At 67.1% G+C, this 11989-nt stretch carries 11 protein-coding genes, 1 tRNA gene and 1 pseudogene; 5 read left to right on the top strand and 8 right to left on the bottom strand.

The genetic code is table 11. From position 1 onward, the window contains the following. The 3 genes and pseudogenes from V5A38_RS12375 to V5A38_RS12365 all read right to left on the bottom strand — a co-directional run. A pseudogene (locus tag V5A38_RS12375) lies at positions 1 to 1064 on the bottom strand (DNA-directed RNA polymerase subunit B); the annotation flags it as partial. 1 nt (position 1065) lies between these two features. Further along, complete coding sequence (locus tag V5A38_RS12370) at positions 1066 to 2634, bottom strand: DNA-directed RNA polymerase subunit B'' (protein WP_332326071.1); 1569 nt, start codon at positions 2632 to 2634, stop codon at positions 1066 to 1068. Continuing rightward, on the bottom strand, positions 2634 to 2861 hold the full coding sequence (locus V5A38_RS12365; protein WP_332326070.1) for a DNA-directed RNA polymerase subunit H: 228 nt from the start codon (positions 2859 to 2861) through the stop codon (positions 2634 to 2636). Before V5A38_RS12365 ends, V5A38_RS12370 begins: the two co-directional genes overlap by 1 nt. Before the next feature lie 207 nt (positions 2862 to 3068). On the opposite strand from V5A38_RS12365, the gene V5A38_RS12360 reads away from it, so the two are divergent. Continuing rightward, positions 3069 to 3141 (top strand) — tRNA-Asp (locus tag V5A38_RS12360). Positions 3142 to 3326: 185 nt separating this feature from the next. On the opposite strand, the gene V5A38_RS12355 is transcribed toward V5A38_RS12360, so the two are convergent. After that, the gene (locus V5A38_RS12355; RefSeq protein ID WP_332326069.1) at positions 3327 to 4886 is read right to left on the bottom strand and encodes a trehalose-6-phosphate synthase; all 1560 of its coding nucleotides are present in this window, start codon (positions 4884 to 4886) and stop codon (positions 3327 to 3329) included. 129 nt (positions 4887 to 5015) lie between these two features. On the opposite strand from V5A38_RS12355, the gene folP reads away from it, so the two are divergent. Continuing rightward, positions 5016 to 6287 carry a dihydropteroate synthase gene (gene folP / locus V5A38_RS12350; RefSeq protein ID WP_332326068.1) on the top strand — a complete coding sequence of 424 codons (1272 nt, stop codon included), beginning with the start codon at positions 5016 to 5018 and terminating at the stop codon, positions 6285 to 6287. Positions 6288 to 6302: 15 nt separating this feature from the next. On the opposite strand, the gene V5A38_RS12345 is transcribed toward folP, so the two are convergent. Then, positions 6303 to 7412 carry an ATPase gene (locus V5A38_RS12345; RefSeq protein WP_332326067.1) on the bottom strand — a complete coding sequence of 370 codons (1110 nt, stop codon included), beginning with the start codon at positions 7410 to 7412 and terminating at the stop codon, positions 6303 to 6305. A 75-nt stretch (positions 7413 to 7487) separates the two neighbouring features. On the opposite strand from V5A38_RS12345, the gene V5A38_RS12340 reads away from it, so the two are divergent. Together V5A38_RS12340 and V5A38_RS12335 are read left to right on the top strand one after the other, a co-directional pair. Further along, positions 7488 to 7970, top strand: coding sequence for a carboxypeptidase regulatory-like domain-containing protein (locus tag V5A38_RS12340; protein ID WP_332326066.1), 483 nt, complete (start codon positions 7488 to 7490; stop codon positions 7968 to 7970). Then, entirely contained in the window at positions 7967 to 8179 is a 213-nt protein-coding gene (locus V5A38_RS12335; protein ID WP_332326065.1) for a hypothetical protein, read from the top strand. Before V5A38_RS12340 ends, V5A38_RS12335 begins: the two co-directional genes overlap by 4 nt. Here the strand turns inward: V5A38_RS12335 and V5A38_RS12330 are convergent. Genes V5A38_RS12330 through V5A38_RS12320 form a run of 3 tightly spaced genes read right to left on the bottom strand, consistent with a single transcriptional unit; the run spans position 8134 to position 10671 of the window. After that, a complete protein-coding gene (locus tag V5A38_RS12330; RefSeq protein WP_332326064.1) occupies positions 8134 to 8964 on the bottom strand; it encodes a protein-L-isoaspartate O-methyltransferase in 831 nt (276 codons plus the stop codon). The genes V5A38_RS12335 and V5A38_RS12330 overlap by 46 nt on opposite strands. Before the next feature lie 56 nt (positions 8965 to 9020). Then, positions 9021 to 9998: a class I SAM-dependent methyltransferase gene (locus V5A38_RS12325; RefSeq protein WP_332326063.1), complete on the bottom strand. Its 978-nt coding sequence runs from the start codon at positions 9996 to 9998 to the stop codon at positions 9021 to 9023. Positions 9999 to 10047: 49 nt separating this feature from the next. Continuing rightward, the gene (locus V5A38_RS12320; protein ID WP_332326062.1) at positions 10048 to 10671 is read right to left on the bottom strand and encodes a protein-L-isoaspartate(D-aspartate) O-methyltransferase; all 624 of its coding nucleotides are present in this window, start codon (positions 10669 to 10671) and stop codon (positions 10048 to 10050) included. 167 nt (positions 10672 to 10838) lie between these two features. Here V5A38_RS12320 and V5A38_RS12315 point away from each other — a divergent pair. Then, on the top strand, positions 10839 to 11989 hold a 1151-nt coding region (locus tag V5A38_RS12315; RefSeq protein WP_332326061.1), incomplete at its 3' end, for a DHH family phosphoesterase.

Raw genomic sequence — 11989 nt, 5'->3', positions numbered from 1 at the left:
ACCTTCGAGAGCTTCGAGCCGTCCTCGCCCTCCATCAGCGTCACGGTGTCGACGACGCCGTCCTCGCCGGAACGCATCGTGACGGAGGTCTCCCGGCGCTTCTGCGGGGAGAGCCCGCCCATCTCGTCTTGCTCCTCGAGGAACCGCGGCGGCGAGGTCTTGCCGAGCAGCACCGAGTTCTCGTCGACGCGCGTCTCGGGGTTGACCAGGCCGTCCTCGTCGAGGTGGGTGTAAGCGTCCTCACCGCGGGCACCACGGACGTCCTGGGAGGGGACCTCGAAACGGTCCTCCTGTCCACCGGGGTAGCGACGCTCCTCACCCTCGTAGGTGCGGAAAAAGTGCGACCGGGCGAGCCCGCGCTCGACCGAGCCCTGGTTCATCACCAGCGCGTCCTCGATGTTGAACCCCTCGTAGGACATCACGGCGACGGTGAAGTTCTGGGCCGCCGGCCGTTCGTCGAACCCGATCTGCTCCGTGGTCTGGGTCTTGACCATCGACAGCTGTGGGTAGTGCATCAGGTGCTGACGGGTGTCAGGCCGGATGCGGTAGTTCGCCGACGGCAGCCCGAGCGACTGCTTCATCATCCCTGCGCCCATCGTAATCCTGGGCGAGGCGTTGTGCTCGGGGTACGGAATCATCCCGGCGCCGATACCGAAGATGAGCTGCGGGTCGATCTCGAGGTGCGTGTGGTCCTCGGTCACGTCCTCCTCGTCGATGGCGACGAGGATGTCCTCCTCCTCCTCGGCGTCGATGAACTCGATGACCCCGCGCTCGACGAGGTCCTCGAACTCGACGTTGTCGTTCTCGACGGCCTCGATGTGCTCGTCAATGAGCCGTGGTTCGCCGTCCTCGACGACGATGAGCGGGCGACGGGCCCGGCCGGCGTCGGCGTTGACGATGACCTCGCGGGTGCGGTCCTTGACCGCGACGTTGACCATCTCGCTGACCTCGCCGCTGCGGCGGGATGTGCGAATCTGTTCTGCCAGCTCGTGGGGGTCCGGATGGGTGCCCACGAGGCTCCCGTTCACGTAGACCTTCGCAGGTCGCTGTTGTTGTCCTGCCATGCTAATCGTCCGCGGGGGTGGTTCGTTCGACGCCTTCGATACCGGGGATGCCCTCCACGCCCATCGAGTCGAGCTCGCGTTTGAGTTCGCGCTCGTCCTCGACGTGCTGGGAGAGCTCCATCGCCTGGGCGAAGTTCTTCACCAGCCCACAGTTGGGCCCCTCCGGCGTTTCGGAGGGACAGATGCGACCCCACTGAGTCGCGTGCAGGTCCCGCGCCTCGAAGTGTGGCTGGGACCGAGAGAGCGGCGAGCGAAGCCGCCGCAGGTGAGAGAGCACGCCCATGTAGTCCGTCCGGTCGACCAGCTGGGAGACGCCCGAGCGGCCGCCAACCCAGTTCCCGGTGGCGATGGGGTGTTCGAGCCGCTCGGTCAGCACGTCGGACCGAACGACAGTGTTGACCGTCAGCTGACGGTTCCGCATGTTGGCGCGCTCCAGCTGATACTTCACGTCACGCGAGAGCTTGTTCAGCGCCGTCCGGAACAGGTCCTTCATCAGGTCGCCCGAGACCTTGAGGCGCTTGTTGGCGTAGTGGTCCTTGTCGTCGGAGTCCCGGCGGTCGAGCGCCAGCTCGAAACACGCCTCGGCCATCCGACAGAGGTAGTACGACTTGTTGATCCGGACGTCCTCCTCCTCGACGCCCTCTTCGTGGAGGTGCGGGAGCAGGTAGCGGTCGATGACGTAGTTCGCGCGCTTCAGCTGGTAGTTCTTCCCCTGTCCGGAGGCGACGCGCTTCCCGAGGGTCTCGATCGCTCCTTCCTCGGTCTGGACGTCGGCCTCCTCCAGGTTCTCCAGCATGAACTTCACGATCTCGGGGTCCTCCGAGACGCGGTGGACGATCTCCTCGTCGCTCTCCAGGCCGAGCGCCCGGACGAGCGTGACGAAGGGGACAGAGCCGGAAACGGAGGGGAAGCTGACCTCGAGCAGCCCCTCCCGGTTCCGCTCACAGAGTACCAGCGCGCGGTAGCCACGGCGCTGGGAGAACGTCTTGGCGACCTGAATGTCGTCGCCGTACTTCGTGTCGTGCTCGGCGAGGATCTTGTTCGGGGCCAGGTCCTCACTGGTCATCAGCACGCGCTCGGAGCCGTTGACGATGAAGTAGCCACCGGGGTCGACCGGGTCCTCCCCGATGTCGATGAGCTCCTCGTCGGAGAAGCCGTTGATGTTACACTTGTTCGAGCCGACCATGATGGGCATGCGCCCGACCTTCGTCTCGGTCTGGTCGACGACCGTCTCCGGCTCCTCCTCGCCGCCGCGGACGATGGACATCTCCATGAACACCGGCGCGGCGTAGGTGATGTTGCGGAGGCGCGCCTCCTGCGGGTAGAGCAGCTCCTCCGAGCCGTCGGCCTCGCGCACCCGCGGCGTCAGGATGCGGACGTCGCCGAGTTCGACCCAGACGGGCTCCTGTCCTTCCTTGTCGCCGATGTCCGTACCGATGCTCTCCTTCTCGTCAACGACGTCCTGCATCCCCCTGTCGAGGAAGTTGTTGAACGAGCGGAAGTGGTGTTCAGCGAGTCGTTCCTGGGAGAAATACTCCCGCGAAACCGAGCGGCGGTCCTCTCGGTCCATTATTGGACCACCAGCCTGTAGATGACGGCCGTGTCCGTCGTCCGTGAGTCACGTTCGATACGGACAACGTCGCCAGGCTCGGCGTCGTCGGGCAGTGCGGGGTCGCGTCGTTTGATCTTGGGTAAGTTGGTTCGTTTCACTTGGTACTCCTCGAGTACCTCCTCGACGGCGGGCTCGTCGAGCAGGGTATGCTCCGGAACCAGTTCGTGTTGGCTTACGTCTACCATAGGTGTTGGGCGTTCAGAGAATCGGTCACGAGATACTACGGGTATATTTTTATCCGCTACATATAACCCTTGGCAAATCGCGTGCGTGTGCGCGGGCTTTGCAAGAATCTCGAAACGCGCGCCACGTCGACTCGTGGCACCCCGTGGAGAGATGATAAGCCTTATTTACAGGACAGCAGTACGATTGGTTGCAACGCAGGGTAGCAAGCCCGGATGGTGTAGTGGCCCATCATACAACCCTGTCACGGTTGTGACGCGGGTTCAAATCCCGCTCCGGGCGTTTCTGCCGAACTCGAACGGTGAGCGAGACGCTTGTGTCGAGCGACCCCGAGTTCACCGAGCCGCTGACGACGGGATTTGAACCAGAGAGTGGAGCGCACAGCGTGAGCGGAACGAAGGAGGTTCAACTCCCGCTCCGACAAATCCTGCTGAACCAACTCAACCAGCGACGGCCTTCCTGCCAGCCTATTCCCCAATCAACGCGTCCAACTGCGTGTCGAGCCACGCGTCGATATCTTTCTCCCTGACTTCCGTCGACATGGTCGCCATCCGCTCACGACGCTCGGCATCGGTCATCACCAGCGCCTCCCGAAGTGTGTCGGCGAACCCGGCCACATCGTAGGGATTGACCGAGAGCGCGGCGGGACAGAGCGATTCTGCGGCGCCGACGAACTGGCTGACCACCAGCGCGCCGGGGACACCCGCGCGAGAGCCGCCGTTGCTGGTGATACCATCGGTCGTCACGCTGCCAACTGTGTCCGCGTCCTCGACGGCGCCATTCCCCGGCACCGCACCCGCGGATGCCGCTACGAACTCCTTCGCAACGAGGTTCATGCCGTCGCGCCGGGAGCTGACCACCGCAACGTCAGCGTTGCGATACAGTCCAGCAAGCTCCCGGTTGTCGGCGTCCTCCTCGATATAGATCGCCGGCGTCCACCCCGACGTGCCGTGGACGTGGTCGAGCTCCGCGATACGAGCCCGGACGTCGTCGTAGTAGCGCCGGTATGCTGGGATATGCTCCCGGGTCCGGGTCCCTTTCTGCAGAAACGTGAACTCCTCGGCGAGCTCCGGGGTGGTTTCCAGCAGGTGGTCGATTGCGTCGAGACGCTCCAGAATGCCCTTCGTGTAGTCGAGCCGGTCGACCCCCAGAACGACCGCCTGGTCGGCCTCGATATCGTACCGGTTGGTGACCCGGTCCCAGTAGTGAGCCGCGGCGTCCGTGCTGGCGGCGTCGGCGATGCGGACCGTATCGACGCCGATGGGCGAGGTGAAGACGGCGGCGGTGCGGCCGTCGTAGCTGACGGTCCCGTCCTCTCGGTTCGGTTCGGCCTCGGGGACGAACGCGTCGACGCAGTCGAGAAAGTTCCCGGCGTATCGGTCGAGGTGAAAGCCGACGGCGTCGTTCGCGAGCAGCCCGTGGAGGAGTTCGGCGGCGTGCGGACAGATTTCGAAGAACTCCGGGGTCGGCCACGGAATATGCCAGAACTGGACCAGACGCGCGTCCGGCCGAGCGTCGCGAACATGACCGGGCGCCAGCGCGAGGTGGTAGTCCTGAAACCAGACGATATCGGGGCCGGCCTCGACGACACGGTCGGCGAACAGCCGGTTCGCCTCGCGGTAGGCTGGCATGAACGCCGGGTCGACCCGGACGTGGTGGGCCTCCAGGTGACAGAGCGGCCAGAGCACCTGGTTGCTGTAGCCGTAGTAATAGTTCTCGACCAACCGCCGTGGGAGATCGATTCGCGAGAGCGTGTAGCCCGGCGCCGCCTCATCGCTCACCTGGGCCGACTCGGGCGGCAGTTGCACGCGGCCCTCCGGCGCCACCCGGGGGTCGAAATCAGCGTCGCCGCTGCCCCAGGCGACCCACGTCCCCCCGACGTCGGCGACGACGCTGTCGAGCGCGGCGACGAGTCCGCCGACAGGGCGACTGACTATCGGTTCGTCGTCCTCGTAGTCGTGGACGTACGGCTCGCGATTCGAGACAACGACCAGTTTGCGGTCGGCCAGCGCGTCGGCGACGGTCACTGTCAGCGTTCGTAGCGCGTCGGATTTGAAGCCATCGGCTCTTCCACGTCCGTCCCAGCATGAGCCCGTGAGCGCGCAGCAAGGGCCGGTTTCAGCACGCTTTACCCCGTCTCCGTCGAACCAGGTACCATGAACCCCATCGACGTCGCCGGCCTCCCCGTAGGAGACGGCCACCCGCCGCGAATAATGGGCGTGCTGAACATGAGCGTGGAGTCGAACTACACCCCGAGCACCTGGGGCGATGTGGAGCAGGCCGTCGCGCACGCCGAGGAGATGGTTGCCGAGGGCGCCGACATCATCGACGTCGGGCTCCAGTCCTCGAACCCGAAGAACCCGTGGAAGGCGATGGAGACCGAGAAGGAGCGCCTCCAACGCGCGCTGGAAGTCGTCGAGGAAGCGGAGTGTGGGGCCGTCTGGTCCATCGAGACTCGCTACGCCGAGGTGGCCGACGAGGCGCTCGGGAACGGGTTCGACATGGTGAACGACGTCTGCGGCTTCGCCGACCCGGAGATGCCCGAGGTCTGTGAAGCCCACGACGCCGCCGTCGTCAAGATGGCGTCGCCGCCGGACATCAAGTCGCCCGGCCACCTGCGGAGCATCGACGACTGCTTCGCCGCGCTGGAACGCGGCGGCTTCACCGAGAAAACCATCATCGACCCCGCCTTCGGCGGCTGGTACGACGAGAAGACCTACGGCGACAACTGGGAGATGTTCCGCCGACTCCGGGAGTTCCGCGCGTTCGGTCGGCCCATCCTCACCGCGACCAACCGCGAGGACTTCCTCGGCGATATCGCGGACCGGCCGGAAACGGAGGACCAGTTGGCGGTCAGCCTCGCTGCGGCGACGATGGAGGTCGAGCGTGGCGCCGACATCGTCCGCACCCACGACGTGCCCGAGACCAAAGACGTGGCCGCAGTCGCCGACTTCCTGGGTGATGAGCGCACCGGGGCCGACTCCGGGGAAGCGGCCGAACTCACCGGCGTCGCCCCGCGAGAGGTGGCACGAAACGTCCACCTCCGGGGGCAGAACGACGGTGACCCCGCGGCCGCAATGACGCTCAGCTTCCGGGCCGGTAAGCTCGACGACGTCGCCCGACGGACCCTCGCAGCCATCGGCGAGGAGCACGGCATGCTCGTCGCTGCAGGCGACCCCTCGGACCCGTCGGAGCACAGCTCCGGCGCGATCGATGACCCCGAGGCTGGCGGCCAGGGGAGTCGCCCCGCCAGCGAGGGAACCTTCCTGGCCGGCACCGTCATAGCCTTCGAGGCAGCGCTCCCCGAACTCTCAGGGGTCGACGGGGTGGAATCTCTCGCCGGAACCATTCGCCGGACGCTGGCCCGCGAGCGCCACGACGACGAGAGCGAGGACGTTGCGGCCCCCGGCGTCGTCGCAGACGAGTAGCTTCGCACACGCCGTTCAATCTGACTGTTCTCGCATGGCCGGCTCCGCTATTTCGCTCGCGAGGGGCGTCGCACCGCCACTCGGCGTGTCCCGCCCCCGAATTCTGAGCGTGTGTACCGACTCTGTCGCGTCATCGACGACCAGCGCCTCCCCGCGACCGGTCGGCAGCCGGTCGCGGAGCCGGCCGTCCAGATACGTCGGACTCGCCGCCGAGAGCGCCGCGATATCTGCCTCGCTCGTGAGTCGGTGGGCGACGAGTAGATCGGCCTGGGAGGCGGCGACGGCCGGGAGCGCCGTGGGACGCTGGGTCGCGAGCACCAGCGAGACCCCCGGTGCCCGGCCCCGCGTCAGAAGCGTCCGCAATGCCTGTTCCGCGACGCCGTCGACCGCGACGTGAGCCTCGTCGACAACCAGCCACGGGAGTCGAACGGGCGGGTTCGGCTGCGTTCTGGCCTCGTATAGCAGTCGGGCCACTGCGGCGACGACAGCACTCGTCGGTGCGTCGGGGACGCCAGCGAGCGAGAGCACCGTCGCCTCCGGGCCGAGCAGGCCTTCGACCGTCAGTCCCGCCGGGTCGAACACGCCCCACTCCAGGGCCCGCCGGAGGTGGTTGCGTGCTGGGCGTCGAATGTCTCTTTCCGTATCGGCCCGGTCGAGCGCGTCGAGCATCGCGTCGAGCGTCGCTGTTGCGGCCGCAGCTTCCCAGACCAGCGCACCCGGCCCCTCGCTCGGGTCCAGCCCGACCAGGGATGGCCAGGCAGCCGGCGGAACAGCGTCGGCCTGCACCGTCGGATCGTCGACGACCCGAGCGGGAACCGCCTCCCCATCGGCGGGCTCCTGTTCTGCGAGGCCCTCGAAGGCGCCCATTGGGTCGACGACGACCGGCGCGACCCCCTGCGTCCGCGCGGTGGCCTCCGCGAGCACCCCGAGCGTATGGGATTTCCCGGCGCCGCGCTTGCCGACAACCAGCGCCGCATGCGGGTGGTTCGTGTCGATACCGACTGTCGCGCCCGGGCTGCCGTCGCGGGCGAGATAATGCCCGAGATGGCCGGTCCCCGTCGGTCGAGAGTCCCACGTCCACTCTGCAACCTCGTCAGCGATGGCACCGCGACCGATGACGTGCATAGGGAGGGTGGTCGCCTGATCCGGTTTGAACTCTCGGGCCGGAGTTGAAGTAGGAGAACGGGACCAACCCGACCCATGCTCGAACCGAACACACTACGGCAGCGATTGAGTGTCCGCCTGGTCGCTCTCAGCCGCGACGAACGGGCTATCGAGGGGCTTCCGGTCCGCCTGGTCGTCTCGCTGGTCGTCGGGGCTGCCTGCCTGAGCGTGATGCTGAACATGGTTCAAGGAATCGGCACTCTCGCCGTCACGGAACTCGACGTTCGCCCGGTACCCGACGTCGTCGAAACTGAGCCACAGGAGCTAACGCTGACTGTCATCGACGCCGACGGCGACACGGTCTCCGGCGCGACGGTCGTGGTCAAAAGCGGGACCGCGAGTCTCGACGGCGTCGTGACAGCGGAGTCCGGCGCCGACGGCAACGCGACAGTGACAGTTCACCCCGACCTTGGCGAAAACCAGGCCGAGGGAACACTAGTCATCGACGTGAAACCGCCCGCAGGCACGGAGTACGCCGACAGGCGCGAGAACAGCTACGTGCTGGTGGTTGGTGAATGAGTCGGACGGATACCGTCGACAGTACGCCAACAGGCGGGGATGGGGCCAGAACTGCCGAGAGCAAGCAGTGGGCACCGATTCAGCGCTCGCCGTTCGCGAACTACCACCTCCTCGGCCCGGTACTCCGCGGGGTCTCCGTTCGCCAGGTCGTCGACGCCTCGCCCTACCGCCGTCGGTCCTCGTCCGAGCGGTCAGATCGGTCGGAGTAGCGCTCCGGTTCGTTCGCTCCGCGGTCGCGGCCGGAGAGCCGCTCGTCCCAGTCGAGCCACTCGTGCTCCCACCCAGGCGATCTCGCCCGGCTGCGCTCGGCGTGCTCGCGGTCCTCGCGAACAGTCCGGTTTCGGGTGACACCGGGCTGTTCGCCCTCAACCAGTAGCGGGGCGAACCTGACGGGACCGCGCTCGTCGACGACGCGGTACCCGTGGGAGGCGTCCTCGTCTGGCGTGACGGCGACGAGCGTCTGATCGGTGTTGCCGCGGGGGAACACGAGCCGACCGCCCTCTCCGAGCTGCTCCAGCAGCGACGTCGGCGGTTCGACGACGCCCGCTTCGACGAGAATCCGATCGAACGGAGCGTACTCGGGGAGCCCGTTCGAGCCCTCGCGGCAGTCGACGAGCACCTTGCCGTAGCCGGCTTCGTCGAGGTTCGACCGCGCGGTGTACACCATCTTTCGCGAGATATCGACAGCGTGGACGCGGTGGCCGCCAAGGATGTCCGCGAGAACTGCGGCGGTGTAGCCGACGCCGGCGCCGACGACGAGGGCCTCTTCGGCAGAATCCGGCCGCGGGTCCAGCGCGGTGACGAGTCGTGCGACGGTGCCGGGGGCGAGGGCGATAGTTCCATCGACGCGCGACGGACGGTTGTCGTAGGGTCTGTCGACGAACACCCGCCGGGGAACCTCCCGCATTGCGACGCCGATTGGCTCCGGGAGCGGCCGACCGAGGGTATGTTCCAACCCGTCGACCATGTCGTCCCGGAGCACCTCGGGGTCCATATTCTCCCTTCGTCGGTCCGAGCATTTGAACCCCGCGGTGCATTGGGGGTCGTCCCTCAGTCCTCGCTGTGGCGCTCAGCAACAATGGCCTGGTACGGCGTGCCCGGCACGTCACTGGCCTCGACTTCACCGAGCCCTGCCGCGGCACACCAGCCCGCGATGGTCGCCTCGGTGTAGGGTTCGCCCAACCCAGTCGCCAGCGCCTTCGCCGCAACAGCTGGCATCGCATCGGAACGCCCCCGGAGCGGTTCGGCGGCTACAAATGCACCGCCTGGGGCAAGCGCGCGTTCGACCGCCCGGAGCGTGAACCGGTTCTCCGCTGGCGCGCTCGGCCACATCCCGTCGACGAGGAAGACGAGGTCGAACGACGCCGGGTCGATCTCCATGAGGCTCCGGGCCACCGGTTCCACACCGCTCCCGGCGAGCAGCGGGTCGACGGCGTCGATAACCTCATGTCCATCCAGCAGTGTCACTGCCGGCCCACGCTCCGCCAGTTCACAGGCGTGACGCCCCGGGCCGTCAGCGAGTGCGAGCACCTGGTCAGCACCCGGGTTGGCAGCGAGAATCCCGTCGACTGTCGCCTGGACGGTGGGAGCATCGACAGCGTAGTCGGCACCGAGTCGGTGCCGGATTCGCTGTTGCCTATCTCGCTGGGGCCGGCCAGGCTGCTCGTCGGCGCTCTGGTCTCGAGCCGCCTGCTCGTCGGCCCGCATCGCCGCCGGGAGCGACGCGAGTGCGGCGAACTGGTCGAGTTCGGCCGGAACGCGGCCGATAGAGCGGATATCCCGCGTCGCGAGCAGCCCGAGCGCGCGGTTGGTGGGCTCGACGGCGCCGTCGGTTCGGTAGAAGAACCCGAGGTCGACCAGCGCATCGACGGTGACGCGGGCGGCGCGGTCTGTGACACCCGCGATGTCGGCGGCCTCGCCCGCGCTCCCCGTCTCCGTGAGCAGTGCATCGAGCAGCCCCGTCTCTCGTGCAGCCCAGAGAAGGGTAAGCGCCGGCACATCGAGTCCCGAGTCTCCAGCGGTCGGCATGACTCGGACCGTCGGACCATTCGGGCAAAAGCGATGTGGCTCCGCGCAGCTACCCCTGCATCGGGACGAACCGGACGCCGCCGAACGTCTCGCGTTCGGTCCGCTCCTCCCTGACGGTGAGCCGGACGAGCTGCTGCCGGACGCTGCCGATGGGACCGAGAACGTAGCCGCCGGTCCGGACCTGGTCGATGAGCGCGTCGGGCATCGTCCTGGCCGCACAGGTGAGGTAGGCGGCATCGTAGGGTGCGTGTTCGGGCCAGCCTTCGTGGCCGTCGCCGGTCCGGACGGCGATCTCGTAGCCCTGTCGGTCGAACCTCTCTCTGGCCTGTTCGGCCAGCTTCTCGTGATACTCGACGGAGTAGACGTTCCCTGGACCGACGACTTCGGCGGTGACCGCGGCGTGATAGCCGCAGCCGGTGCCAATCTCGAGCACCTCCTCCCCGGCCGAAAGCTCCAGTTTGTCCACCATCGTGCCGACGATGTGCGGCGCCGAGATGGTCTGTCCCTCGCCGATGGGGAGCGGTCTGTCGTGATAGGCCCGCTCGCGTCGTTCCTCGGGGACGAACTCGTGACGTGGGACCGACCGCAGCGCCTCGGCGGTCGATTCCCGCTCGACGAGCCCCCGGCGCTGGAGCCCCTCGACCATCTCCTCGCGAGCCTCCTCGAAGTTCATACGGTTCTGTTTGGGACGGCAGCGACAAAGGCAGTTTGGCGGTATCAGGGGATGTACTGGTCATGGCGTCCGGCTGGGGGTTGGTCCGGAACCGCGTCGGCGGCCGTTCGCGACGGCGGTTTCGGAATGGCGAAACTACTTCCCCTATCAGCCGGACAGGTGGGTGTATGCGGACCACCGGCTACGCGGACATGGTCAGCGATGCCGAGCAGTTCGTCCGCGCTAACCCAGAATTAGCCCTCTATGCAGCGATTGCGGTGGTTCTCGTGGCCCTCGCGCTCCTGGCGCTGCTCCGCTACCGCCGACCAGTCGGCGTCCGGTTCAAAGAAGCTCTCGCCGACCGGGACCAGGTGGCAGTCCTGATGCACTCGAACCCCGATCCGGACTCGATGGCAGCGGCCATCGGCGTCGCACGGCTGGCCGAACAGGTCGGCTGTGAGCCGACACTCCAGTTCGCCGGTCAGATCCGTCACCAGGAGAACCGCGCGTTCCGCACCGTGCTCGACCTGGAGCTGGAGCGCATCGGCCACGTCTCGGAGCTCGCCGCCGAGGCGGTCGTCCTGGTCGACCATAACCGCCCGCGCGGGTTCGACGGGTCATCCGGGGTGCTCCCGCTCGCCGTCATCGACCATCACCCCGGTGACGGGACGGGCGAGGAGTTCACGGACGTCCGCACGGATTACGGCGCGACGGCCAGCATCATCGCGGAGTATTTCGAGGATATCGGCGGTAAACCCGTCCCGCCGGACGTCCACGAGAGCGAGATCGGCGCCAGATACACCCTCCCCTCGCGGGAGTGTACGGGACTGCTCTACGGCATTCTCGCCGACACGCGCAAGCTCACCAGCGGCGCCGCCGCGGCTGATTTCGAAGCGGCGTCGTTTCTCTACGCCGGCGTCGACGAGGACTCTCTCGACCGTATCGCCAACCCCCAGGTGAGCGCGGAGACGCTCGAAGTGAAAGCCCGCGCCATCGCGGGCCGGCAGATCCAGGGCTCGTTCGCCGTCAGCGACGTCGGAACGCTCTCGAACGCGGACGCCATCCCGCAGGCCGCCGAGGAGCTCATCACCCTCGAGGGGGTGACCGCGGTCGTCGTGGTCGGCGAGCAGGAGGGGACTGGCGTCATCCATCTCTCCGGTCGCTCCCGCGACGACAGAGTTCACATGGGTCGTGCGTTGGGCCATGCCGTCGAGGGCATCAACAGCGCCAGCGCAGGAGGCCATGCGCGAATGGGCGGCGGCCAGATCGAATCCAATGAGGACGACAGCGCCTCGTTCTCCCGCGGGCGGTTAACCGAAGTTCTGTTTGAAAGCCTCGA

The organism is Halolamina sp., from assembly GCF_036626355.1.
GTDB lineage: Archaea > Halobacteriota > Halobacteria > Halobacteriales > Haloferacaceae > Halolamina.
This window is presented reverse-complemented; position numbering and strand designations above follow the sequence as displayed.